Origin of the sequence: Streptomyces oryzae (assembly GCF_017676365.1) — a bacterium.
Classification (GTDB): Bacteria; Actinomycetota; Actinomycetes; order Streptomycetales; family Streptomycetaceae; genus Streptomyces; species Streptomyces oryzae.
In genome coordinates this window covers 1-24,928 of sequence record NZ_JADKMA010000059.1, presented here as the reverse complement: position 1 = coordinate 24,928, position 24,928 = coordinate 1, and the positions used below count along the sequence as shown (strand labels likewise).

Below are 24,928 nucleotides of genomic sequence, written 5' to 3'. Positions count from 1 at the left end.
TCACAGGACTCACAGGACTCACAGGGTTTCGATCCAGTTTCTCAGCAGCTGTGCTCCGGCGTCGCCGGACTTCTCGGGGTGGAACTGAGTGGCCCACAGCGGCCCGTTCTCCACGGCGGAGACGAAGCGGTCCGCGTGCGTCGTCCAGCTCACCAGCGGCGGCGTCAGGGCCGGGTTGGCGCTCTCCAGCTCCCAGTCGTGCACGGCGTAGGAGTGTACGAAGTAGTACCGCTCCTCCGCGGGCAGCCCGGCGAACAGCTGGGAGCCGGCGGGCGCCTCGACGGTGTTCCAGCCCATGTGCGGCACCGGGTGCGCGGCGTCGTTCTTGAGTGGGCCGACGGTGCCGGGCCACTCGTCCATGCCCTCGGCCTCCTGGCCGTGCTCGATGCCCCGGGAGAAGAGGATCTGCATACCGACGCAGATCCCCAGCACGGGCCTGCCGCCGGCCAGCCGCCGTCCGATCACCCAGTGACCGCGCGCCTGGACCAGCCCCTGCATGCAGGAGGCGAACGCGCCGACGCCGGGCACCAGCAGCCCGTCGGCCGACATCGCCTTGTCGTAGTCGCGGGTGATCTCCACCTCGGCGCCGGCCCGCTCCAGTGCGCGCTCCGCGGAGCGCACATTGCCGAAGCCGTAGTCGAAGACCACCACGCTCTTGGGGTTGCTCATCACGACCACCAGTCCAACCGCAGGATTCCCGCCGCCAGGCTCAGCCCGGACGCCAGGGCGAGCAGCACGATCACGCCCTTGGGCAGCTGCTGCTTCCAGAACGAGATCGCCCCGCCGGCCAGGAACAGCCCGACGAAGATCAGCAGCGCCGCGAGCCCGGTCACCGCGTCCCTCCGTTCGCTTCTCCGCCCGCGCGGCCACGTGCGGCCATCGTCCTCGACTGCGGCCCGGCACCCGCGCGTGCGACGCTCACAGCATCCCTCCGTTCGCTTCTCCGCCCGCGCGGCCACGTGCGGCCATCGTCCTCGACTGCGGCACGGCAGCCGCGCGTGCGACGCTCACAGCATCCCTCCGTTCGCTTCTCCGCCCGCGCGGCCACGTGCGGCCATCGTCCTCGACTGCGGCCCGGCAGCCGCGCGTGCGACGCTCACAAGGCACCCTTGGTGGACGGAATCCCCGTCTGCCGCGGATCCCTCTCACTGGCGTAGCGCAGGGCGCGGGCCAGGGCCTTGAACTGGCACTCCACGATGTGGTGCGCGTTGCGCCCGTACGGCACGTGGACGTGCAGCGCGATCTGCGCCTGGGCGACGAAGGACTCCAGGATGTGCCGGGTCATCGTGGTGTCGTAGCTGCCGATCATCGGCGCCATGCCCTCGGGCTCGGTGTGCACCAGGTAGGGGCGGCCCGACAGGTCGACGGTCACCTGGGCCAGCGACTCGTCCAGCGGCACCGAGGCGTTGGCGAACCGCACGATGCCGCGCTTGTCGCCGAGGGCCTGCTTGAAGGCGGCGCCCAGCGCCAGCGAGGTGTCCTCGATGGTGTGGTGGCTGTCGATGTGCAGATCGCCCTCGGTCTTGACGGTGAGGTCGAACAGGCCGTGCCGGCCGAGCTGGTCGAGCATGTGGTCGTAGAAGCCCACGCCCGTGGAGACGTCCACTTCGCCCGTGCCGTCGAGGTCGATCTCGACCACGACAGAGGTCTCCTTGGTGGTGCGCTCCACCCGGCCCTTGCGCGTCATCTCTCGCTCTTCTCCTTCAGTTCCTTCAGCACGGCTCGCACCGCGCCGAGGAACGCGTCGTTCTCCTCCGGCGTCCCCGCCGTCACCCGCAGCCAGCCGGGGACCCCGTTGTCCCGGACCAGTACGCCGTGGGCCAGCAGCGCCTCCCACACGGCGTGCGATCCGGCCGCGCCGTCGAAGCGGCCGAACTGTACGAAGTTGGCGTCCGAGGCGGTGACCTCGCAGCCGGTGGCCCGCAGTTCGGTCACCAGCCGGTCGCGCTCGGCCTTCAGCTGCTCGACGTAGCCGAGCAGGGTGTCGGTGTGCTCCAGCGCCGCCAGCGCCGTGGCCTGGGTGACCGCCGAGAGGTGGTACGGCAGCCGCACCAGCTGTACGGCGTCCACCACGGCGGGCGCGGCGGCCAGATAGCCGAGCCGCAGCCCGGCGGCGCCGAAGGCCTTTGACATGGTCCGCGAGAGCACCAGCGTCGGACGGCCCTCGATCAGCGGCAGCAGCGAGGGGTGGTGCGAGAACTCGCCGTACGCCTCGTCCACCACCACCAGCGCCCCGCGCCCGGGCCGCGCCGCCTGCGCGGCCTCGTACAGCGCCAGCACCGTCTCCTCGGAGACTGCCGTGCCGGTGGGGTTGTTGGGTGAGCAGATGAAGACGACGTCCGGCTTGTGCTCCGCGATGGTGGCGACGGCGGCCTCGGTGTCGATGGTGAAGTCGTCGTTGCGCGGCCCGGACAGCCAGCCGGTGCCGGTGCCGCGGGAGATCAGCGCGTGCATCGAGTACGACGGCTCGAAGCCCAGCGCGGTACGGCCAGGACCGCCGAACGTCTGGAGGAGCTGCTGGATCACCTCGTTGGAGCCGTTGGCCGCCCACACCTGCTCGTGCCCGACGGTGTGTCCTGCCGTACGGGTCAGATAGCGGGCCAGCTGGGTGCGCAGTTCGACCGCGTCCCGGTCCGGGTAGCGGTTGAGCTCGCGCGCCGCCTCGGTGACCCGCTCGGCGATCCGCGCCACCAGCTCCTCGGGGAGCGGGTAGGGGTTCTCGTTGGTGTTCAGCCGTACCGGCACGTCCAGCTGGGGCGCGCCGTAGGGGGACTTGCCACGCAGCTCGTCCCGGATGGGGAGCTCGTCAATGCCGGTCACGGGACCTGGGGCACCTTCCAGTCGAACCTTGCCTTGAGTGCCGCGCCGTGTGCGGGCAGATCCTCCGCCTCCGCCAGCGCCACCACGTGGGGGGTGATCTCGGCCAGCGCGTCCCGCGAGTAGTCCACGACGTGGATGCCGCGCAGGAAGGACTGGACCGAAAGCCCCGAGGAGTGGCAGGCGCAGCCGCCGGTCGGCAGCACGTGGTTGGAGCCCGCGGCGTAGTCGCCGAGCGAGACGGGCGCGTACGGGCCGATGAAGACGGCGCCCGCGTTGACCACCCGCGCCGCCCAGGCCGCCGCGTCGGCGGTCTGGATCTCCAGGTGCTCGGCGGCGTAGGCGTTGACGACGGCCAGGCCCGCTTCGAGGGAGTCGACCAGGACGATGCCGGACTGCCGCCCGGACAGCGCCTCGGCGATGCGTTCGCTGTGCGTGGTGGCGGGCACCTGCGTCTTCAGCTCGCCCTCGACGGCCTCGGCCAGCGCCTCGGAGGGGGTGACCAGCACGGCGGCGGCCACCACGTCGTGCTCGGCCTGGCTGATCAGGTCGGCGGCGACGTGGGCTGCGTCCGCTGTGTCGTCGGCGAGGATCGCGATCTCGGTCGGGCCAGCCTCGGAGTCGATCCCGATGACGCCCTTGAGCAGCCGCTTGGCGGCGGCCACATAGATGTTGCCGGGCCCTGTCACCAGCTGGACCGGGGGGCACTCGGCGGTGCCGTACGCGAACATCGCCACGGCCTGCGCCCCGCCCACCGCGTACACCTCGTCCACGCCCAGCAGCGCACAGGCGGCGAGGATGGTGGGGTGCGGCAGGCCGTCGAACTCTGCCTGCGCCGGGGAGGCGACGGCCAGCGAGCCGACACCCGCCTCCTGCGCGGGCACCACGTTCATCACCACGGACGACGGGTAGACGGCCCGCCCGCCAGGTACATACAGCCCCACGCGCTCCACGGGCACCCAGCGCTCGGTGACGGTGCCGCCGGGCACCACCTGCACCGTGGAGTCGGTGCGCCGCTGGTCACGGTGGACGATCCGGGCCCGCCGGATGGACTCCTCGAGGGCCGCGCGAACGGCCGGATCCAGCTCCTCGAGGGCCTTGCCCAGCGCCTCGGTGGGCACCCGGGTCTGCTCCAGGCGCACCCCGTCGAACGTCTCCGTGTACTCGATCACCGCCGCCGAGCCACGATGCCGTACGTCGTCGCAGATGGGCCGCACCTTCTCCAGGGCGGCCTCGACGTCGAGCTCGGCACGGGGCAGCAGGTCACGGTCGAGCACGCCGTTCGCCGCGCCGGAGGCCGACGGGGCGAGAGCTGTGCCACGCAGATCGATTCGGGAGATCACACACCCAAGTCTCTCAGACCGGCGGTGTGCGGTTGTCGTCCGTATCAGAGGCTGATACAGGCCACACGCGACGATCGTCGCCTCCCGCGTTCATCCGGTCACAGAGCGGGAAAGGGAGCGGTACGACCATCGTGTTCGAACTCCGGGCGGCCCGGCCGCCGCGTTCGTACGCCGAGACACACCGAGGGACCGAGATCGAGGGGGGACGAGTGTGAGCGAGCCAGCGGACTCCGGCGAGCCGCCTCCGGGGCTGCGGCTGACGACTGCCGAGTGGGGCCTGTGGCAGGCGTTCCGCAACGGCAGTGAGCAGGATCTGCGCAGCGGCGAGGCCGAGCTGGACGACCCGAACGGTGACCACGTCTGGGGCCCGGACCGTGCGGTCCGGGCCCGGGTGATCGCGCTGTTGCTGCTGCACGGGCCGCCGCCGCTGCTGGGCCGGGTGGCTTCCCTGCATCTGACCGGCGCGTTCGTGACCGGCTGCCTGGACCTGTCGGGCGGCGCGGTGGAGCCGTACTTCGAAATGCGGCAGTGCAGATTCGAGGAGGAGGTGCGGATGCCGGAGGCGCGGGTGAACACCGCGCGATTCGTCGACTGCTACCTCCCCCGCCTGGAGGCCGCGCGGCTGACCACCGAGGGCGATCTGCACCTGCCCCGGTGCAGCATCCCGGAGGGCGTCAAGCTGACCGACGCCACGATCGGCACCGACCTGCTGCTCAACGAGGCCACCGTGGGCAGCGGACGGCGGACCCGCGCCATAGCCGCCGACGGCATCAGCGTCTCCCAGGAGCTCCAGGCCAGCCTGCTGGTCACCGACGGACAGGTCAGTCTGCGCGGCGCCTCGGTCGGCAGCTCGCTGCACATGTTCGGCTCGGCGCTGCGCAACCCGCGCGGGCGCTATGCGCTGTACGCGCCGCAGATGACCGTCGAGCAGGTGGCGAGCTTCGCCGACGCGGGCCGCAGCAGCGCCCCGCAGATCTACAGCGCCACACCGCCGACCGGCACCAGCTACGACTTCGTCACCCACGGGGGTCACCGGTGGCGTACCAAGCACTTCTCCTGCACCGGCGGCGTGGTGCTGGACGACGGACGGTTCGGCTCCTCGCTGGTGATCGAGAACGCCCGCCTGGAGATGCAGCGGGACCAGGAGCTGTCGCTGCGGCGCATCACCACCCCGGAGCTGACCTTCACCCCGCAGCTACCCGAGCGCGGTCTCGTCGTGCTGTCCGGGGCGAGCGTGGAGAAGCTGATGGACCGCGCCTCCAGCTGGCCGGGCGACCACCGGCTGTGGATGGCCGGCTTCACCTACCAGCACGCCATCCCGAAGGAGGGCCACTTCAACGTCCGCGAGCGGCTCCAGTGGATCAACGCGGCCACCGCCGAGTACGCACCCGAGCCGTACGAGCAGCTCGCGGCGATGTACCGGAACAGCGGCGAGGACACCAACGCGCGCCTCGTCCTGCTGGCCAAGCAGCGCCGCCGCCGCGAGACCCTGCCGCTGCCCGGCAAGCTGTGGGGCGTACTGCAGGACTGGACCGTCGCCTACGGGTACCGCCCTGGGCAGGCCGCGCTGTGGATGGCCCTGCTGTGGCTGACCGGCGCCCTGCTGTTCCAGGCACACCGCCCACCCGCCCTCAAGGGCGACGAGGCGCCGCACTGGAACGCAGCGCTGTACGCCCTGGACCTGCTGCTGCCCGTCATCAGCTTCGGCCAGGACACGGCATGGGACCCCGGCGGCAGCTACCAGTGGATCGCCGCGGGGATGATCATGGCGGGCTGGGTGCTGGCGACGACGGTTGCCGCGGGCGCCACCCGGCTGCTGCGGCGACAGTAGCGGCGCGGCACGGGGCCCCGCGCCGGGAGGGTCCCGTGGTGTCCGAGAGTCCGTGGTGTCCGAGAGGCTCCAGAAGTCGCACCGGGCCCCGCAGTGGGGGCCGGAGGCTTTAGGCTTACCGGTTGTGACAACCGCGCTTCCGCTCTTCCCGCTCAACTCGGTGCTGTTCCCGGGGCTGGTGCTGCCGCTGAACATCTTCGAGCCGCGGTACCGCGCGCTGATGCGTGACCTGCTCGCGCTGCCCGAGGACGAGCCGCGCCGCTTCGGCGTGGTCGCCATCCGGGACGGCCGCGAGGTCGCACCCGCGGCCACCGGTATGCCCGACTCGGCGCCGCCGCAGGGCACCGACCCGACGGCCGGCTTCGGGCCCGACCCGATCAAGTCGTTCTACACGATCGGCTGCGTCGCCGACGCCTCCACCATCCGCGAGCGGGTCGCAGGGCTGGGCGCCGCGGAAGCCGCCGACGCGCCCGAGGAGGCGGCGCCGGACGCCGACCCCCGCACCAGCACCACCGGCTACGAGGTGCTGGCGACCGGCACCACCCGGTTCCGGCTGCTGTCGGTCGACGCCTCGGGGCCGTATCTGACCGGCGAGATCGAGGAGTTGCCCGAGGAGGAGGGCGACGAGGCGGGCGCCCTCGCCTCCGGAGTGCTGCGCGCCTTCCGCGCGTACCAGAAGCGGCTGGCCAGCGCCCGGGAGCGGACCCTGGCCGCCGGCCAGGAGCAGGACCTGCCGGACGACCCGTCGGTCGTCTCGTACCTGGTCGCGGCGGCGACCGTGCTGGACACCCCGGCCAAACAGCGGCTCCTCCAGGCACCGGACACCGCGACCCGGCTGGCCGACGAGCTGAAGCTGCTGCGCCGGGAGACCGCGGTCATCGGCAAGCTGCCGTCGCTGCCGGCGGCCGATCTGACCCGGAATCCGACCAGCCAGAACTGAGACCCACCCGGGGGCGGAGAGCATGGCGAAGAAGAGCAAGCGGCAGGGGGCGGCGACCCCCGCGATCGCCGCCGCCACCGCGGCGGGCATCGTTTTCGAGACCCGCTCCTACGAGCACGATCCGGCTGCGCCCTCGTACGGCGAGGAGGCCGCCGAGGCGCTGGGGGTGCCGCCGGAGCAGGTCTTCAAGACGCTGGTCGCCGAGGTCGACGGTGCCCTGACGGTCGCCGTCGTCCCCGTCTCCGCCTCACTGGACCTCAAGGCCCTGGCCTCGGCGGTCGGCGGCAAGCGGGCCACCATGGCCGATCCGGCCATGGCGGAGCGCACCACTGGCTATGTGCGGGGCGGCATCTCCCCGCTGGGCCAGCGGAAGCAGCTGCCCACGGTGCTGGACGCTTCCGCTGAAGAGTTCGCCACCATTTGCGTCTCGGCGGGACGCCGGGGCCTGGAGATCGAGCTGGCCCCCTCGGACCTGGCCAAGTTGACCAACGCGGTGGTGGCTTCGGTGGCCCGCGGCTGAGACTTACCCCGCGTGGGAGGGCTGCGCCCCGTCAGGGGCGCGGGGAACTGCGCGCCAAGCCACAAACTCACCCGCAGCCTGCAACGCACAGCAAGGGGCAGCCCCTCCCCGGAATCAGCTCTCCCACTTCTGCGGGGCCGCAACAACCGCAGCCGGACCCTCATCGTGGGGCCCGAAAAAGGCGGTCACCAGCAGATGGACGAGCACGGCCGCGAACGGCCAGGCGAGCAGCAGCCCATAGGCATGCAACTCCAGCGGGGCGTCAAAGGTGACGCCCTTGCCCGCTGCCCGCGCCGCCACCGGCAGATTCGTCTCGGGGCCGAACCAGATACCGGCCCGCCACCCCAGAACCGAACCCAGCAGCCCGCCCACGCCGAGACCGGCGACGACGCCGACCCCGCCCTTCCGGCGGAACAGAAAGACGGCGATGCCCGTCACGACGCCGAACGCCAGGCCGAGCAGGCCGAAGACGCCCTCCGCGCCGATGGCTTCCTCGCCCTCGGGGTGCCGGAAGAGGACGACCCGCCCGTCGCTGTACAGCGGCACCCGGGGCGCCAGCCACAGCCAGAGGACTCCCAGCAGCAGCCCGGCAACCGCGACGGCCACCGCACAGACGGCGGCGTCCCGCAGCTCCCGGAGCGCGAGCGGCCCGCCCGCTCCGCCGTGGCCGCCGTACCCGGCGCTCATCGCGTACGGCGGCGCGGGAGGCGGGGGCGAGGCGGCGGTGCCGGGCTGGTCCCCCGGTCCGGCCTGGGGCGCCGAGGGGTGGGAGTGGTCCGGGTTGTGGGAGGAGGGCGTCGGTACGGTCACCCCGCCATCGTGCCAGGCCCGCACCGTGCGTCAGGCCCCGGCCCGCCCCGCGTCCGCCCGTGCGGGGGTCAGCGGGTGGCGGCCCACCGGTAGGCGCGGGTGGCCACGGCGAGCGAGAGCACCCCGACGGCCGCGCACACGGCGAGGTCGGCTCCGACATGGCCCCAGTCGGGGTGCGGTGCGAAGGTGCGGGCGAAGGCTTCCACACCGTACGTGGACGGCAGCAGATCCCGCGCCCACTGGACCACCGGCGGCAGCCCGCCCGCGGGCAGCACGCCCAGCAGCAGCGCCGCCGACATCCCCAGCTGCCCGCCGAGGGTGGCCAGTTCGGGGCGCGGGGCGAGCAGGCCCAGCGCCGCTCCCAGCCCGGCGAGCGCGGCTCCGGCGAGCGGCACGACGGCGGCCAGCACCCACAGCCCGCCCAGCGGCAGCTGGTAGAGCACGCTGCCCGTCACCGCCGTCACCAGCACGCCGGGCACCGTGAACGAGGCGTAGGCAGCGGCGGCGCCCAGCACCACGGAAGCGGCCGGCACCGGCAGCGTCGCGTAGTGGTCGAGCCCGCCGCCCGCACGCAGCTGCCCGAAGTACTGGGCCAGCAGGTTGAGGGCGACGAAGGCGACGACCAGCACGCTGGACCCGGCGACCACGGCCCGCGCCTCCGCGCCGCCGTCCACCACGCCGCGCATCAGCACCATGATCCCCAGCGACTGGAACGTCGCCACGAACAGCAGCGGAATCCGCGCCACCCTGGCCCGGGAGAGCTGCGCCCGGTAGACGGCACCCAGCGCGGGCCACAGCCGTGCCCGCGGCGCCAGTGGCACGCGAGCGCTCTCGCCGGCACCGACACCGGCGGCAGCACCGGCACCCTCAGCCGAAGCGGAACCGGCCCCTCCGACGGCGCCGGGGGCCGCGCGGTGGCCGTCCGTCTCCGCGACACCGTCCACCGCCGCGTCGCTGTCGGTCCTCGTCGGGCTCTTCACCGTCGTCCTCACCGTCGCGCCTCTCCCCCGGCTCGCTGCCTGGGACCGCCCCCAGCTCGCTGCCCGGGCGGCAGCCCCGTTCGCCCCGCTCACGCTCTGACCAGGCCCTCGGCGCCGTCCTGGCCCGCGGCCCGGCCGCCGAGCGCCACATAGACGTCCTCCAGGCTCGGGGTGGCCAGCCGGAAGTCGTCGAGCGCGGCGAACGCCGCACCCGTGGTGACCCGCGCGACCGCGTCCCGTGCCGCCTCCGGCGACAGCCGCAGCGTCCAGCGGCGCCCGGTGACGACGGCACCGGTGGCGAGTTCGGCGACGTCCGGCAGCTCCACAGGGGCCCGCTCCCGCCACACCAGCTCCAGCCGCACCTCGTCGCCGACGGTCGCCTTGAGCCCGCCGGGGGTGTCGCAGGCGATCACCCGGCCCCGGTCCAGCACGGCGACCCGGTCAAGCACGGTCTCGGCCTCGATGACGTTGTGGGTGACGAGCAGCACGGTCACCCCGCGCTCGGCGCGGCGCCGGTCGACGGCGGCCCACACCGCGCGGCGCGCGTGCGGGTCCATGCCGGTGGTCGGCTCGTCCAGCACCAGCAGCGGCCGGTCCCCCACCAGCGCAGCGGCGACACACGCCAGCCGCCGCTGCCCGCCGGAGAGCTTCTTGAGCGCCCTGCCCGCCAGCCGGGTCAGCCCCAGCTCGGCCAGCACCTCGTCGCGCGCAGCACGGGCCGCGGCGGTCTCCATCCCGCGCAGCCGCGCCGTGGTCTCGGCGGCCAGCGCCACGGTCAGCTCGTCCAGCGCGGTGGACTCCTGGCCGAGGTAGGCCAGCAGCCGCGCGGCGCGCTCCGGGTGGCGCACCAGGTCGTGGCCGAGCACCTCGACCGCCCCGGAGTCGGGCCGCAGCAGCCCGGTGAGCTGGCGTACGAGGGTGGACTTGCCGGCGCCGTTGGGGCCCAGCAGGCCGAAGATCTCGCCCTGCCGCACATCCAGGCAGACGCCGTCGGTGGCCCGGACGGCGGGGGCCGCCGGCGTGCCGCGCCTGGCCCGCACCGGGGGGTAGGTCTTGACCAGGTCCTCGACGCGCACGGCGGCCCGGTTCGGCGTCGTTCCGCTTGCCACCGAGCTGTCCACCGCCTGCCGAGTGCCCGTTCTCACGACCTATGAGGGTACGCGTCCGGGTTCCACCGCCCCGCTTCGGGCCCGTGGGGCCGGGTCAGTCCCCGGCGGTGGCCTGTTCGGACGAGGTGCCGGAGCGGGCGTCCACCTCGCGCCAGAAGCCCGCGCGGATCGCATAGCGGTCGTGCTCGTCGATCTGGTCGTCCTTGTGCGCGAGCAGCCCGAACCGGGCGGCGTAGCGCAGCAGTTCGCCGTCGATCCGGTGCGGAATGCGCGGATACTCGCCGGAGAGCTGTGCCAGATGGCCCTCGTTGGTCAGCCGCTCGATCCAGCGGCGGGCGAAGACCTGGCCCACCTCGTACGGGTCGCCGCTGACCGCGGTGATGTCCTCCTCGCGGTCCGCCCAGCGCTGCTCGGCGGTGGTGAGCTGGGCGAGCATCGGCAGCGCCGCCGTGTCGGGCGACTCGCCGGGCGCGGCCCGCTCGACCCAGCCGCGGTCGGAGGACCAGCGCAGGGTGGCGCCCGGCGGCCCTGCCTGGCTGCCCGCCTGCTGGCCGTGGCGGCCGAGGTCCGCCAGGTCCTTGGGGGTGGGGACGCCCTCGGTGCGGTTGGGTGCGGTACCGGCCGCCGGGTGCGGCTTGGCGCCGTCCGCGGCCGGCTGCGGCTCGTTTCCCGCGGCTCCTGCGGCTGTCGCGGCGTCCTCGGCCCGCGGCTCGGCGGAGGCGGGCGAGGGTGCCTGCCCGGGCGGCCCAGGGGCCACGACAGGACCGGCCGTGTGCGGGTCCACGGCTTCGCCGTTCTTGGCGGTCTCCGGCAGCGGTGCGGAGAGGATCGCGGCGATCTCCGGGCGGGGCGCCGGCTGGGGCGCGCACGGCGCGGTGAGGTCCTTCGCGCGGACGACGGGCGTGATCCACGTACGGTCCAGCACGCGCCGTTCGTCCGCCTCGGCGACCAGGTCCTCGGACTGGTTGTAGTCCCCGTCGGCCGCCTGGACGGCCCACAGATGGACGGCGACGCCGTGTTCCTTCGCGGACATCAGCCCCGGCAGCAGATCGCCGTCGCCGGTCACCAGCACGATGTCGGAGCAGGCGCGGTTGCGGGCGAGCTCGGTCAGCTCGGCGTGCATGGCGGCGTCCACACCCTTCTGCGCCCACCGCCCGTCGCTGCGGGTGAGGGCGCCCAGCCGTACGGTCACCCTGGGCATCACCCGGAGCCTGCGGTGCTCGGGCTGCGGGACGCGGTCCGGGGCGCCGTCGAACCAGTAGATGCGCAGCAGGGCGCACTGGGTGTCCGCCTCGGCCTGCTGGCGGAGCGCCTGGATGAGACCGGCGTGGTCGACGGTGATCCGCGAGCGGGTGGGCTCCCGGGCCAGGAGACTGGCGGCGGCGCCCAACAGATAACCGGCGTCCACCAGGACGACGCAGCGGTCCACGACGTTCCACCCACTCTCGGTCATGACGTACAGCCGAGGCTGTGCCCTCGCCACGCGACGCGTGCCGGCCGTCCCCCGTGTCCTTCGAGTCTGCCCGACCGTACGGGGGTTATCAGCCGGAACTCGATCATCGGCGTGGCGCCCGGCACCACTCACCCGCGGTAATTGTCCGACATGCGCGGCATTTCGGGCCATGCAAGGCTGAACGAGAGGCCGGTCCTTCGTCGCAGGAGGCGATCATGGCAAAGAACAAGAACCGTCAACAGCCTCGGCAGGGCCGCTCCGCCGAGGAGCAGCGGCGCGAGAGGGAACGGGCGAGGGCACTGGCCGCCGAGCGGGCTCCCGCGGACCGCAAGGGACGGGAGCGCCGCTTCGGACACAACTGACGGCCGCCGCCCTCACCCGGGGCGCGGCAGTACGTCACCCGGCGAGGCAGGAGGGGCCCAGCAGCTCCTTGAGGTCGCCGAAGAGGGCGGGGTCCGGGGTCACCCGGTGCCGGTCGAGGCGCAGCACCGTCGTCTTCCGCGCCCCCTCCAGCCGGACCCGGACCTCGCTGGACCCGCGGTGCTGGGTGAGCACATAGCCGAGCTTCTCCACCAGCGGCGGCGTCACCTTCACCGTCGGAATCGTGATCGTGACCGGCGCGGAAGCTGACGCCTCGCTCAGGTCGGGGACCTGCAACTCCATGGCGACCAGCCGCGGCACGTCCTCCCGCTTGTCGAGGCGGCCCTTGACGAAGACGATCGCGTCCTCCACCAACTGTGTGGAGACCAGCTGGTAGGTGGCGGGGAAGAACATGCAGTCGATGGAGCCCGCAAGGTCCTCCACGGTGGCGATCGCCCACGCGTTGCCCTGCTTGGTCATCTTCCGCTGGAGCCCGGAGATGATCCCGCCGATCGTCACGATGGAACCGTCGGAGTAGTCGCCCCCGGTCAGCTGCGCGATAGCGGCGTCGGCCTTCTCGTTCAGCACGTGCTCGAGGCCGAAGAGCGGGTGGTCGGAGACATAGAGTCCCAGCATCTCCCGCTCCTGCGCGAGCAGATACGTCTTGTCCCACTCCTCCTCGGAGAACTGCACATCCAGCCCGAACCCGGGCCCGGAATCCGCCGCGTCGTCGCCGCCCAGATCGCCGAAGAGATCGAACTGCCCCTCGGCCTCCTTCCGCTTCACCTGCACCACGTTGTCGATCATCGGCTCGAACTGCGCGGTCAGGCCCTTGCGCGTGTGCCCCATCTCGTCGAAGGCACCGGCCTTGATCAGCGACTCGATGGTCCGCTTGTTGCAGACGACGGCTTCCACCTTGTCGAGGAAATCGGGGAAGGAGCTGTACTTCCCCTTGGCCTTGCGGCACTTGACGATCGAGTCGACGACGTTCTGGCCCACGTTCCGGACGGCGGTGAGTCCGAAAACGATGGTGGAGTCGTCCTTCGAGGTGAAGTTCGCCTCCGACTCGTTCACGTTCGGCGGGAGCACCTTGATGCCCATCTTGCGGCACTCGTTCAGATAGACCGCCGACTTGTCCTTGTCGTCGCGCACCGAGGTCAGCAGCGCGGACATGTATTCCGCCGGATAGTTGGCCTTGAGATACGCCGTCCAGTAGGTGACCAGTCCATAGGCGGAGGAGTGCGCCTTGTTGAAGGCGTATCCGGCGAACGGCACCAGCACGTCCCAGACGGCCTGGACGGCGTCGTCGGAATAGCCGTTGTCCCGCATGCCCTTCTGGAAGTTCACGAACTCCTTGTCGAGAACCTCCTTCTTCTTCTTGCCCATGGCCCGGCGCAGCAGGTCGGCCTGTCCGAGCGAATAGCCGGCCAGCACCTGAGCGGCCTTCTGCACCTGCTCCTGGTAGACGATCAGGCCGTAGGTGATGTCGAGGACTTCCTTGAGCGGCTCCTCCAGCTCCGGGTGGATCGGAGTGATCTCCTGCTGGCCGTTCTTCCGCAGCGCGTAGTTGATGTGGGAGTTCATCCCCATCGGGCCCGGGCGGTACAGCGCCGAGACGGCGGAGATGTCCTCGAAGTGGTCGGGCTTCATCATGCGCAGCAGCGAGCGCATGGGGCCGCCGTCGAACTGGAAGACGCCGAGGGTGTCACCGCGGCACAGCAGCTCGAAGGTCTTGGGGTCGTCCAGCGGCAGGTCGAGCAGCTTGAGGTCGACGCCCTTGTTGTTGCGGATCATCTTGACCGCGTCGTCCATGATGGTGAGGTTGCGCAGCCCCAGGAAGTCCATCTTCAGCAGGCCCAGCGCCTCACAGCTGGGGTAGTCCCACTGGGTGACGACGGTGCCGTCGTTCTTCGGCGAGAAGATCGGCGCGTGGTCGATGACCGGCTCGCTCGACATGATCACGCCCGCCGCGTGCATGCCCATCTGCCGCACCAGGCCCTCGATGCCCATGGCGGCGTCGATGACCTTCTTGACGTCCGGCTCGTTCTCGTACATCGCCCTGACCTCGCCCGCCTCGCTGTAGCGGGGGTGGTTGGGGTCGGTGATGCCGGAGAGCGGGATGCCCTTGCCGAGCACGTCGGCGGGCATCGCCTTGGTGATGCGGTCACCCATCGCGTACGGATAACCCAGCACGCGGGAGGCGTCCTTGATGGCGGCCTTGGCCTTGATCGTGCCGTAGGTGCCGATCATGGCGACCTTGTCGGCGCCGTATTTCTCCGTCACATAACGGATCACATCGCCGCGCCTGCGCTCGTCGAAGTCGATGTCGACGTCGGGCATGGTGACGCGCTCGGGGTTGAGGAACCGCTCGAAGATCAGCCCGTGGGTCACCGGGTCGAGGTCGGTGATGCCCATGGCGTACGAGACGATCGAGCCCGCCGCCGAGCCACGTCCTGGGCCCACCGCGATGCCGTTGTCCTTGGCCCAGTTGATGAAGTCGGCGACCACGAGGAAGTACCCCGGGAAGCCCATGTCGATGATGACCTTCATCTCGTACTCCGCCAGCTCCTGGCGGTCCTGAGGGACGCCGTCCGGATAGCGGCGGGCCATGCCGCGCCGGACCTCCTCGCGGAACCAGGAGATCTCGTCGTACCCCTCGGGCACATCGAACTTGGGCATCAGGTTCTTGGGCTCGAACATGCCGCCGGTCTCGATGCGCTCGGCGACCAGCAGCTGGGTGTTGCGGCAGCCGGACTGCCAGGCGTCCGAGGAGTCGATGGCGTACATCTCGTCGGCGGATTTGATGTAGTAGCCGGCGCCGTCGAAGCTGAAGCGGTCCGGATCGGAGAGGTTGCTCCCGGTCTGGATGCACAGCAGGGTGTCGTGCGCCGCCGCCTCGTTCTCGTAGGTGTAGTGCGAGTCGTTGGTGACGATGAAGGGCGCGTTGATCTTCTTCGCGATGCGCTCCAGGCCGTCCCTGGCGCGCTTGTCGATGTCGATGCCGTGGTCCATCAGCTCGACGAAGAAGTTCTCCTTGCCGAAGATGTCCTGATACTCCCCGGCGGCCTTCAGGGCCTCGTCCTCCATGTCGAGACGGATCTTGGTGCTCACCTCCCCCGAGGGGCAGCCGGTGGTCGCCATCAGACCCTCGGCGTACTCGGCGAGCAGCTCGCGGTCCATCCTGGGCTTGCGGAAGAAGCCCTCCAGGCTGGCGCGTGACTGCGCGCGGAAGAGGTTGTGCAGCCCCGTGGCGTTCCGCGCCCACATCGTCATATGGGTGTAGGCGCCGTTACCCGACACGTCGTCCCGCTTCTGATGCGGAGTGCCCCACTTGACCGGACGGGTGTTCCTGCGGTGGTCGGGCGCCAGATACGCCTCGATGCCGATGATCGGGGTGACCCCGGCGTCCTTTGCTGAGTGGAAGAAGTCGTAGGCCCCGTGCAGATTCCCGTGGTCGGTCATCGCGATATGCGACATGCCCATCTCGTTACAGGCATTGAACATGTCCTTCAGCCGGGCTGCGCCGTCGAGGAGCGAGTACTGCGTGTGCACATGCAGATGTGTGAAGGGCTTGTCGGTCACGACGAAGGCCACCTCCGGGCGCGGGTCTTCTGGGGCGGCCTAGGAGTCTACGACCCACCACCGACAGCCCGCGGAGGAACCGTCCGGGCACCCCGGCACGTCGGCGTAGGTTAGACACTCGGTTCGTCATACACCGGTTCAGCCGCCGGTTCGCGCACCGGTCCAGTCCCCTACCGCCCACGGAGCACCCATGACCACGGCAGGCCAGGCAGCAGAGCGCGGCGAGACCATCCTGGAGGTCTTCGACACCGCCTTCGGCGACCTCCTCGCCGCCGATCCGGCGGCCTTCAAGACGAAGTTCCGCAAGATGGCCGCCTCCGCCTTCGCCTTCTACCGGGGCACGGCCTGCCTGTTCTACGCCGACCTGCACGAGGAACGGAACAGCGGCCCGTTCCTGGACGAGCGCACCAGCCGGGTGTGGATACACGGCGACCTGCACGCCGAGAACTTCGGCACGTACATGAACGCCAACGGCCGGCTGCTGTTCAATGTCAACGACTTCGACGAGGCGTACGTCGGCCCCTTCACCTGGGACCTCAAGCGCTTCGCCGCCTCCGTCGCACTGCTGGGCTACAGCAAGGCACTCAGCGACGAGCAGATCACCGCACTGGTGACCACCTACGCCGACGCCTACCGCGACCGCATCCGCGCGATGGCCTCCGGCGCCGCCGAGACCGAGCCGCCCACCCTCACCCTGGAGACCGCACGCGGTCCGCTGCTGGACGCGCTGCGCGCAGCCCGTGCCAACACCCGCTTCGGGCTGCTGGGCACCATGACCGAGATCCGCGACTCGGAGCGCCGGTTCAGCCCCGGCGGCGGCTCCATCGAGCTGGACAAGGAGACCCGGGACGCGGTCCTGGAGGCGTTCGACGCCTATCTGCACACCCTCCCGCCGCACGAGGGCCGCGAGCGGCACGGCGCGCACCGGGTCAAGGACGTGGTGGGCCGCCGCGGCATCGGCATAGGCAGCGCGGGCCTGCCGTCGTACAACATCCTGCTGGAGGGCCACAGCGACGCCCTGGAGAACGACCTGGTCATCTATATGAAGCAGGCGCAGACCCCGGCCGTCTCGCGGCACATCACCGACCAGGCCGTGCGCGACTACTTCCGGCACGAGGGGCACCGCACCGTCATCTCGCAGCGCGCCCTCCAGTCGCACGCCGACCCGTGGCTGGGCTGGACGGAGCTGAACGGTGCGGGCCAGCTGGTCGCCGAGGTCTCGCCCTACGCGGTCGACCTGGACTGGTCGGAGCTGTCGGACCCGGAGGAGATCGCGCAGGTCACCGCGGATCTCGCCCGCGCGACGGCGACGATGCACGCGGCGGCGGACGAGGCGGAGAGCGGCCACAGTCTGGTCCCGTTCTCCACCGAGCGCGCCATCGACGAGGCGATCTCGGCGGACGAGGACGGCTTCCGGGAGATGCTGGTCGACTTCGCCCACAGCTATGGCGCACAGGCCCGCCGCGACCACCAGATCTTCGTGGACCTCTTCCGCAACGGCCGGATCCGGGGGGTGTGAGCCCGCTCGCGAGGGCAGGCGGCAACAGCCGGGCCAACCGGATCCGGCCCTTTAGAGACCGCTTACGCCCCGGCATGGCACACTCGGTCACCATGGGAGCAGCAGGGGTGAGAACGGCGCGCGCGGGGCTCTTCACCGCGCTGTGCGTCACCCTGTCCTCAGGCGCCCACGTCCTGCTCTCCGGCTCCCCCGTCCCGCTGCGCCCGTTCCTCACCGTCTCCGCGGTGATCTTCGCGCTGGCGTTCGTGCTGGCTGGGCGGGAGCGCGGCTTCGTACGGATCGCGGCGCTGCTGGTCCCGCTGGAGCTGGCCGCTGACACCGTCTTCACCACGGGCCAGCACGCCTGCTACGGGCAGGCGGGCGGCCCGGTGACGGGGCCGCTGCGCTCGGTTGGCGTGGATCTGCTGTGCGGCGGCGGCAGCGTCGGCACACCACTGGCGCGGATTGCCGCGCGGGGCGGCGCGGCCGGCGCGTATCCGCCGGGCGTCCACGGAGTGCCCGGCCCGGCGCTGCCCTGGCTGCTGCTGGCCGCGCATGTGGCCGTGGGCCTGCTGGCCGCCCTGTGGCTACGCCGCGGCGAGGCGGCCCTCGCCGGGCTGCTGCGTGCGGTGGCCTCCACCGCCTTCCGCCCGCTGCGGCTCGCGGTCGCCGTCCGCCGTACCTTCCGCGGCGGCGGCCCGGTGCTGCCGCGGCGTACGCCGGGCCCCGGTGAGCCGCGCGCGCTGCCGCTGCTGACCCACTCCGTGCACCGTCGCGGGCCGCCCGCGCTCAGCGCCGCCGCACCGGCGGTCTGAGCAGGGTTTTCTTTCGCGTACGGACAACGGAGAAGCACACAGTCATGAGCAAGCGCAACAGCCAGGAAGCCAAGCGCGCCGCCCGCGAGCGGCTGCGTATCGAGCGGGAGAAGCAGGCCAAGAAGGAGCGCACCCGGCGGCAGTTGCTGGTCGCGCTCTCGGTCGTCGGAGTGCTGGCCGTGGTGGCCGGTATCGGCATCGCCGTCGCCAAGATGAACGAGCAGGGGTCCAGCGACGACGGCATGTCCGTCACCACCGGGGGCGCCAAGGCCGAGAAGACCATCGACGTCTACGAGGACCTGCGCTGCCCGGCCTGCGCCAGCTTCGAGCAGGCGGTGGGCGAACCGCTGCAGAAGGGCGCCGACGAGGGCAAGTACAAGCTGCGCATCCACCTCGGCGCGATCATCGACGGCAACATGGGCGGCACCGGCTCCAAGAACGCCGCCCGCGCGCTGGGCGCCGCCAAGGCCGTGAGCACCAAGGCGTTCGCGGAGTACAAGAAGCAGCTGTACTCGGCCAAGTGGCACCCGGAGGAGCAGGGGCCGGACAAGTTCGCCGACAACAACTACCTGCTCAAGGTCTCGGACACGGTCCCGGAGCTGAAGGACAACAAGGCGTTCGAGAAGGCCGTCAAGGGCAAGAAGTACAACAAGTGGGCCAAGGACATGATCGCCAGCTTCAACGGCGCCGAGATCCAGTCCACCCCCACCATCAAGATCGACGGTGAGCAGGTGCAGCCGCAGGACGTGCCCGCCAAGCTCAAGGAGATGGGCGTCGATCTGAAGTCGGGCAAGTCGGAGAAGAAGTAACCGGCACCCCGGTGCCGCGCGGCGAGGGGCGGATCGCAGGCAACCTGCGGTCTGCCCCTCGTTCTTACTGATGCGTAACATGACCGCTCGTGACTTCCACCGACGACTTCACGAGATCCGCCTCGCCGAGAACGGCTTCCTTGAGAACCGCGCCGCCGCGCCGCGCCGTGGTCGCCGCCGGTGCGGCCGGTGCCGCGCTGCTGCCGCTGGCGGGCGCGCTGCCCGGCGCGAGCGCCGCCGACGCCGGCCCCTCCTTCGTGCACGGGGTCGCCTCGGGTGATCCCCTCCCGGACGGGGTGCTGCTGTGGACCCGGGTCACCCCCGAGCCCGGTGCCGTGCCCGGCTCGGGCAAGGGCCGCCCGGTCGAGGTGGCCTGGCAGGTGGCGGAGGACCGTGGGTTCTCCCGCACCGTGGCACGCGGCGCCGTACGGGCCGAGGCCGCCTCCGACCACACCGTCAAGGCCGATGTCCGCGGGCTGCGTCCGGCCACCATGTACTACTTCCGCTTCACGGCGGACGGCGTCCACTCCCCCACCGGCCGCACCCGTACCGCGCCCGCCGAGGGCGCCGAGGTCGCCAACCTCCGTCTCGGGGTGGTCTCCTGCGCCAACTACGAGGGCGGCTACTTCGCCTCGTACCGGCATCTGGCGGCCCGGAGCGATCTGCACGCGGTGCTGCATCTGGGCGACTACATCTACGAGTACGGGCACGGCGAGTACCCCACGGGTGACGCCGTCGTACGGACCGTGCAGCCCCCGCACGAGATCGTCTCGCTCGCCGACTACCGGGTGCGGCACGGCCACTACAAGTCCGACCCCGACCTCCAGGCCATGCACGCGGCGCACCCCCTCATCGCCATCTGGGACGACCACGAGTTCGCCGACAACGCCTGGTCGGGCGGCGCCGTCAACCACGATCCGGCCGCCGAGGGCGACTGGGCGAAGCGGACGACAGCGGCGAAGCAGGCGTACTTCGAGTGGCTGCCGGTACGGCCGTCCACCGCGGGCACCACCTTCCGGAAGCTGCGCTTCGGGCGGCTGGCCGAACTGCACCTGCTGGATCTGCGCTCCTTCCGCGACGCACAGGCCAAGGCGGGCGACGGAAAGGACATCGACGACCCGGACCGGACGCTGACCGGGCGCCGGCAGCTGGACTGGCTGAAGAAGGGCCTCACCCACTCCCCGGCCCGCTGGAAGCTGGTCGGCAACCCGGTGATGATCTCCCAGGTGGCCTTCGGTTCCGTCCCCGCCAAGTTCCTCGGCCCGCTCGCCGAGTGCCTCGGCGTGCCCGCGGAAGGGCTGGCCGTCAACACCGACCAGTGGGACGGCTATACGGACGACCGGCGCGAACTCCTCACGCATCTGCGCGACAACCAGGTCACCGACACCGTCTTCCTGACCGGCGACATCCATATGAACTGGGCCAACGACGTGCCGCTGCGCGCCGCCGACTACCCCCACGAGCCCGCCGTCGCCACGGAGTTCGTCATCACCTCCGTCACCTCCGACAACCTGGACGACACCCTGCACGTCGCCCCCGACACCCTCTCCGGCGTCGCCGAGACCGCCGTGCGTGCCGCCAACCGCCATGTGCGCTGGGTCGACATGGACTCGCACGGCTACGGGGTACTGGACGTGGACGCGGCACGGGCACAGCTGGACTACTTCGTGCTGTCCGACAAGACCGACCAGCACGCCACCGCCGCCTGGCGCCGCTCCTACCGCACCGCCTCCGGCTCGCAGCACGTCGAGCGCGCGGATCAGCCCGTGGGCTGATCCGCCCAGGTCGCCAGCGGATTCCGGAGGAGCGCCAGCGAGTTCCGAGAAGCCCTAAAGGGTTTCCAGGAACCCCAGCACCGTCCGCCAGGTGCGCTCCGCGGCCTCCTCGTCGTAGTCCTCCAGCTCGGCGTGGGTGTACAGATGCCCGGCCCCCGGGTATCTGTACACCTCCACGTCGGCGCCGGCCCGCTGCATCCGCAGATACCAGGCGTTCAGCCAGTCGTGCGGCTCGAAGGCGTCGGGGTCCCCGACGTGCAGCTGTACGGGGAGGCCGTCCACCGCCGCGTCCTCCGCGATGTCCGAAGTGCCGGAGAGCAGCACCAGGCCGCGCGCCTTCTCGTCGGCCAGTGCGAGGGTCTGGGCGATGGAGCCGCCCATCGAGAAGCCCGCGTAGACCAGGCCCTTGCCGGAGTGCGGTGCCGTCGCGGTCACGGCCCGGCGCAGCAGCTCGTCGCGGTCGGGGCTGCCTTCCTCCTCGCGCATCCGCATCCCTTCCTCCACCGATGAGGCGGTCCGCCCGTCGAAGAGGTCCGGGGTGATCACCTCGTGCCCCGCCGCACGGAGCCGTTCCGCCGCGGCGCGCACATCCGCGGTGAGGCCGCACACGGAGTGCAGGAGAACGATCGATACGGGTGCCACAGATGTCACTTCCTTCACAAAGAGCCCCCGCTGAGGGCCCTGGAGGCGGGTACTCCACATGGTGCCAGGTACGGTCGTCGGTGCTGCAGGAGACCAAGGAGAAAGGCGACCATGGAGAACGTGCTTCGGCCCGTCATCGTCTTCGGTGGCGCGATCGTGCTCGCGTACGTCCTCGCCTGGGCCGTCGACCGGCTGATGGTGCGCCTCGACGCCCGCCACCCGGAGACCCCGATGTGGGGCCTGCTGCGCAGCGGCCGCTTCCCGTTCCAAGCCGTGCTCTTCGTAGCACTGGTCAGCGGTTTCTTCGACAGCACGCATCTGGCCAGGGACCACAGAGCCGGTGCCGACCGGTGGCTGACCATCGTGCTGATCGCGGCCTCGGCCTGGCTGATCCTGCGCATCGTCGCCGCGATAACCGAGACGATCGCCACCCGGTACGCGGGCGCCACCCACGACCCGGCGCGGGGCCGCCGGGTGCGCACCCAGCTCACCCTGATCCGGCGGCTGGTCACCGCCGTGGTGACGGTGATCGCGGTGGCGGCGGTACTGCTGCAGTTCCCCGGCATGAAGACCTTCGGCACCTCGATGCTGGCATCGGCCGGCGTCCTGGGCATCGTCGCCGGTATCGCCGCGCAGTCGACGCTGGGCAATCTGTTCGCCGGACTGTCGATCGCCTTCGGCGACATGGTGCGGATCGGCGACGAGGTCGTGGTCGAGGGTGAGATGGGCACCGTCGAGGAGATCACCGTCTCCTACCTGGTGATCCTCACCTGGGACGAGCGGCGGATCACGATGCCGGTCTCGTACTTCACCAACAAGCCGTTCGAGAACTGGTCGCGCGGCGGCTCCCAGCAGACCGGCACCGTCTATCTCCAGCTCGACCACTCGACGCCGATCGCCGAGCTGCGCGCCAAGACGGAGGAGCTGGTCCGCGCCAGCGACGAATGGGACGGGCGCAGCTGGAGCCTGGTGGTCACGGACACCACTCCCAGCACGATCGAGGTGCGGGTCGCGGTGACGGCCCGCACCTCGGGCGATCTGTGGACCCTCCGCTGTGCGCTCCGCGAGGAGCTGATCACCTGGCTGAAGACCTACCACCCGGACGCGCTGCCGGGCATCCGCTACATCCAGCAGGACAAACTGGTGTGAGGTTCCGGATGGGGGCGGTCTCCCACCGCGCTTGCCCCTGGCTCAGGAACTCTCCGCCCGCACCAAGTCCAGCGCGGCCTGCAGATCCACCGGATACGCACTCTCGTACTCGACCCAACGCCCATCCCCGGGGTGCTCGAAACCGAGCCGCACCGCGTGCAACCACTGCCGCTCCACCCGCAGCCGCTTGGCCAGCGTCGGGTCGGCCCCATAGGTGAGGTCGCCGACGCAGGGGTGCCGGTGGGCCGCCATGTGCACCCGGATCTGATGGGTGCGGCCGGTCTCCAGCTTGATGTCCAGCAGGCTGGCGGCGCGGAATGCCTCGATCAGGTCGTAGTGGGTCACCGAGGGCTTGCCGTCGGAGGTGACCGCCCACTTGTAGTCGTGCTGCGGATGGCGGCCGATGGGCGCGTCGATGGTGCCGCTGAGCGGATCGGGGTGGCCCTGGACCAGCGCGTGGTAGCGCTTGTCGACGGTGCGCTCCTTGAACTGCCGCTTGAGCAGCGTGTACGCCCGCTCGGACTTGGCGACGACCATCAGCCCCGAGGTCCCCACATCCAGCCGGTGCACGATGCCCTGCCGCTCGGCGGCGCCGGAGGTGGCGATGGTGTACCCGGCGGCGGCCAGCCCGCCGATGACGGTCGGCCCGCTCCAGCCGGGGCTGGGGTGGGCCGCGACCCCGACCGGCTTGACGATCACGACGATGTCGTCGTCGTCATGCACGATCTCCATGCCCTCGACGGGCTCGGCGACGATCTGTACCGGCTGCGCCTGCCGGGGCATCTCGACCTCGATCCACGCCCCGCCCTGCACCCGGTCCGACTTGCCCGCCGGCGCCCCGTCCAGCAGCACCTTCCCGCCCGCGGCGAGCTCGGCCGCCTTGGTCCGCGAGAAGCCGAACATCCGGGCGAGTGCCGCGTCGACGCGCTCGCCCTCCAGGCCGTCGGGTACGGGCAGGGTGCGGGTTTCAGGAAGCGTGCTCACCTGATCGAGTATGCCGGACGAGGCCGTACGGCCCGTACGCGGCAGCCCTCCCCCGCCTCGCAGCGGCCCGGCCCCTCCATCCCGTAGCAGGCCGCGTGGGACCAGTCACTCGCGCGGCTCCGTCCGAGGTGCGGCGCACCCGCCCGCGGCCGACGGTGTCACGTGAGCCCCGGGACACCGGCGAGCACCCCCGGAGGGAACAGCCGATGACGCCGCGCAGGACACCGAAGCACCCGGCGCCGGACGCCGGCGCCGAGCCCGGTATACGCCGCAGCCCCGCGCACCGCCGGGCGCTGGCGGCAGCCACCGCGCTGGCCACCGCCTGCCTCACCCTGGCCCCGGCCGAGGTGGCGGCGGCCGAGGGCATCACGGGCCCCTGTGCCATAGCGCCGGGCGACGGCACCGACGAGGGCCCGATGGACCCCGCCTACGTCCGCCCCAACGGCCACAAGCGGGCGCTGATGCTGATGGTCGACTTCAGCGACCACCCGGCGACCGGCCCGGCCGGGGAGCGCGCCCGCTTCTTCTCCCGGTACGGCGACCGCTTCTGGAACCGGGCCTCCTTCGGCAAGTACCGCCTGGAGACCCACACCAGCTCCGACTGGATACGCATGCCGCGGCCGTGGTCCTCCTACGGGATCACCCGCGGCATCCCGGCCGGCGTGATGCGCGGCTACGTCCAGGACGCGCTGGAGGCCGCGCGGCGCCAGGGCACCGAGGTGCGCGATGCCGACGTGGTCTTCGTCGTCGCCGACAGCAATCTGCCCGCCGCACCGACCGTCTCCCAGGCCCACACCTTCGACGGGCTCCGCGCCGCCGGGACCCGGGTGCGCGGCGCGGCCCTCATCTTCGGCCGCGCCTCCGACTCGGCCCTGTGGCAGCGCGGCAACTTCGTGCACGAGGCCCACCACCTCTACGGCCTGCCCGACCTGTACAACGTCGCCGAGAATGCCTCCGTCGAGTACGCGGGCGGCTGGGACACCATGAGCATGGCGGGGATCTCCGACCTGCTGGGCTGGCACAAGTGGAAGTTCGGCTGGCTGCCCCGCTCCCGGGTGGGCTGCGTCACCTCCCCGGGTACCACCGAGCACACCCTCTCCCCGGTCAGCTCGCAGGACGCGGGCCTGGCCGTCATACGGACGGGCCGGCACCGCGCCATAGTCGCCGAGGCACGCGCCCGCCGCGGGCTGGACCGGGACATCTGCGCGGAGGGCGTGCTGCTCTACACCGTCGACTCCGGCAGACCCACGGGCGAGGGCCCCGTCCGCGTCGTCGACTCCCGGCCGCACAGCGGGGGCGGCGCCGCCTGCGCCGACCGGCTGCCCACCGAGCTGGCCGAGATGTCGGACGCGCCGTTCGCCCCTGGCGAGAGCCACACCTTCAGCGGCGGGATACGGATCACCGTCACCAAGGCCACCGGCCACGGCGGCTACCGCGTCCGCGTCCACGTACCGGACGAGGGCGGCTGAGCGGGCCGGCCGCAGCCGGGAAACGGGGGCGCGGGGAAGCCG

General features: G+C 71.4%; 22 protein-coding genes. 10 read left to right on the top strand and 12 right to left on the bottom strand.

Annotated features, from left to right (window positions below; genetic code table 11):
• Window positions 1-18 precede the first annotated feature (18 nt).
• From hisH to hisD, 5 genes are all read right to left on the bottom strand, one after another.
• Window positions 19-669 (bottom strand): imidazole glycerol phosphate synthase subunit HisH, encoded by a 651-nt coding sequence (gene hisH, locus ITI46_RS13855; RefSeq protein ID WP_209239828.1) that lies wholly within the window; start codon window positions 667-669, stop codon window positions 19-21.
• The gene (locus tag ITI46_RS13850; RefSeq protein WP_209239827.1) at window positions 669-833 is read right to left on the bottom strand and encodes a CG2302 family histidine operon protein; all 165 of its coding nucleotides are present in this window, start codon (window positions 831-833) and stop codon (window positions 669-671) included. Before ITI46_RS13850 ends, hisH begins: the two co-directional genes overlap by 1 nt.
• A 263-nt stretch (window positions 834-1,096) precedes the next feature.
• Window positions 1,097-1,687, bottom strand: a complete 591-nt coding sequence (gene hisB / locus ITI46_RS13845; RefSeq protein WP_019358558.1) for an imidazoleglycerol-phosphate dehydratase HisB — start codon at window positions 1,685-1,687, stop codon at window positions 1,097-1,099.
• Window positions 1,684-2,820: a histidinol-phosphate transaminase gene (locus ITI46_RS13840; RefSeq protein WP_209239826.1), complete on the bottom strand. Its 1,137-nt coding sequence runs from the start codon at window positions 2,818-2,820 to the stop codon at window positions 1,684-1,686. The genes hisB and ITI46_RS13840 overlap by 4 nt, the downstream gene beginning before the upstream one ends.
• A complete protein-coding gene (gene hisD / locus ITI46_RS13835) occupies window positions 2,817-4,160 on the bottom strand; it encodes a histidinol dehydrogenase (protein ID WP_209239825.1) in 1,344 nt (447 codons plus the stop codon). Before hisD ends, ITI46_RS13840 begins: the two co-directional genes overlap by 4 nt.
• Window positions 4,161-4,371: 211 nt before the next feature.
• On the opposite strand from hisD, the gene ITI46_RS13830 reads away from it, so the two are divergent.
• From ITI46_RS13830 to ybaK, 3 genes are all read left to right on the top strand, one after another.
• Window positions 4,372-5,991 carry an oxidoreductase gene (locus ITI46_RS13830; RefSeq protein WP_209239824.1) on the top strand — a complete coding sequence of 540 codons (1,620 nt, stop codon included), beginning with the start codon at window positions 4,372-4,374 and terminating at the stop codon, window positions 5,989-5,991.
• A gap of 124 nt (window positions 5,992-6,115) precedes the next feature.
• Window positions 6,116-6,931, top strand: a complete 816-nt coding sequence (locus ITI46_RS13825; RefSeq protein ID WP_209239823.1) for an LON peptidase substrate-binding domain-containing protein — start codon at window positions 6,116-6,118, stop codon at window positions 6,929-6,931.
• Window positions 6,932-6,953: 22 nt separating this feature from the next.
• Window positions 6,954-7,451 (top strand): Cys-tRNA(Pro) deacylase, encoded by a 498-nt coding sequence (gene ybaK, locus ITI46_RS13820; protein WP_209239822.1) that lies wholly within the window; start codon window positions 6,954-6,956, stop codon window positions 7,449-7,451.
• Window positions 7,452-7,565: 114 nt separating this feature from the next.
• Here ybaK and ITI46_RS13815 read toward each other — a convergent pair whose 3' ends face one another.
• From ITI46_RS13815 to ITI46_RS13800, 4 genes are all read right to left on the bottom strand, one after another.
• Window positions 7,566-8,261, bottom strand: coding sequence for a hypothetical protein (locus ITI46_RS13815; RefSeq protein ID WP_209239821.1), 696 nt, complete (start codon window positions 8,259-8,261; stop codon window positions 7,566-7,568).
• Between the two features lie 68 nt (window positions 8,262-8,329).
• Window positions 8,330-9,082 (bottom strand): ABC transporter permease, encoded by a 753-nt coding sequence (locus ITI46_RS13810; RefSeq protein ID WP_209239848.1) that lies wholly within the window; start codon window positions 9,080-9,082, stop codon window positions 8,330-8,332.
• A 248-nt stretch (window positions 9,083-9,330) separates the two neighbouring features.
• Window positions 9,331-10,362 carry an ABC transporter ATP-binding protein gene (locus ITI46_RS13805; protein ID WP_209239847.1) on the bottom strand — a complete coding sequence of 344 codons (1,032 nt, stop codon included), beginning with the start codon at window positions 10,360-10,362 and terminating at the stop codon, window positions 9,331-9,333.
• A gap of 82 nt (window positions 10,363-10,444) precedes the next feature.
• Window positions 10,445-11,803, bottom strand: a complete 1,359-nt coding sequence (locus ITI46_RS13800) for an NYN domain-containing protein (RefSeq protein ID WP_209239820.1) — start codon at window positions 11,801-11,803, stop codon at window positions 10,445-10,447.
• A 215-nt stretch (window positions 11,804-12,018) separates the two neighbouring features.
• On the opposite strand from ITI46_RS13800, the gene ITI46_RS13795 reads away from it, so the two are divergent.
• Entirely contained in the window at window positions 12,019-12,165 is a 147-nt protein-coding gene (locus ITI46_RS13795) for a hypothetical protein (protein WP_209239819.1), read from the top strand.
• Between the two features lie 34 nt (window positions 12,166-12,199).
• On the opposite strand, the gene dnaE is transcribed toward ITI46_RS13795, so the two are convergent.
• The gene (gene dnaE / locus ITI46_RS13790; RefSeq protein WP_209239818.1) at window positions 12,200-15,745 is read right to left on the bottom strand and encodes a DNA polymerase III subunit alpha; all 3,546 of its coding nucleotides are present in this window, start codon (window positions 15,743-15,745) and stop codon (window positions 12,200-12,202) included.
• 190 nt (window positions 15,746-15,935) lie between these two features.
• On the opposite strand from dnaE, the gene ITI46_RS13785 reads away from it, so the two are divergent.
• From ITI46_RS13785 to ITI46_RS13770, 4 genes are all read left to right on the top strand, one after another.
• Window positions 15,936-17,264: a DUF2252 domain-containing protein gene (locus tag ITI46_RS13785; protein WP_209239817.1), complete on the top strand. Its 1,329-nt coding sequence runs from the start codon at window positions 15,936-15,938 to the stop codon at window positions 17,262-17,264.
• A gap of 92 nt (window positions 17,265-17,356) precedes the next feature.
• Window positions 17,357-18,058 (top strand): hypothetical protein, encoded by a 702-nt coding sequence (locus ITI46_RS13780; RefSeq protein ID WP_247745947.1) that lies wholly within the window; start codon window positions 17,357-17,359, stop codon window positions 18,056-18,058.
• 44 nt (window positions 18,059-18,102) lie between these two features.
• Window positions 18,103-18,867, top strand: coding sequence for a thioredoxin domain-containing protein (locus ITI46_RS13775; RefSeq protein WP_209239815.1), 765 nt, complete (start codon window positions 18,103-18,105; stop codon window positions 18,865-18,867).
• 140 nt (window positions 18,868-19,007) lie between these two features.
• Window positions 19,008-20,642: an alkaline phosphatase D family protein gene (locus tag ITI46_RS13770; protein ID WP_247745950.1), complete on the top strand. Its 1,635-nt coding sequence runs from the start codon at window positions 19,008-19,010 to the stop codon at window positions 20,640-20,642.
• A 54-nt stretch (window positions 20,643-20,696) separates the two neighbouring features.
• Here the strand turns inward: ITI46_RS13770 and ITI46_RS13765 are convergent, their stop codons facing one another.
• Entirely contained in the window at window positions 20,697-21,284 is a 588-nt protein-coding gene (locus tag ITI46_RS13765; RefSeq protein WP_209239814.1) for a dienelactone hydrolase family protein, read from the bottom strand.
• 111 nt (window positions 21,285-21,395) lie between these two features.
• Here ITI46_RS13765 and ITI46_RS13760 point away from each other — a divergent pair, with 111 nt between their 5' ends.
• Window positions 21,396-22,433: a mechanosensitive ion channel family protein gene (locus tag ITI46_RS13760; protein ID WP_209239813.1), complete on the top strand. Its 1,038-nt coding sequence runs from the start codon at window positions 21,396-21,398 to the stop codon at window positions 22,431-22,433.
• A 42-nt stretch (window positions 22,434-22,475) separates the two neighbouring features.
• Here the strand turns inward: ITI46_RS13760 and ITI46_RS13755 are convergent, their stop codons facing one another.
• Window positions 22,476-23,417, bottom strand: a complete 942-nt coding sequence (locus ITI46_RS13755; protein WP_209239812.1) for an RluA family pseudouridine synthase — start codon at window positions 23,415-23,417, stop codon at window positions 22,476-22,478.
• 206 nt (window positions 23,418-23,623) lie between these two features.
• Here ITI46_RS13755 and ITI46_RS13750 point away from each other — a divergent pair, with 206 nt between their 5' ends.
• Complete coding sequence (locus ITI46_RS13750; RefSeq protein ID WP_209239811.1) at window positions 23,624-24,886, top strand: metallopeptidase domain-containing protein; 1,263 nt, start codon at window positions 23,624-23,626, stop codon at window positions 24,884-24,886.
• Window positions 24,887-24,928: the final 42 nt, after the last annotated feature.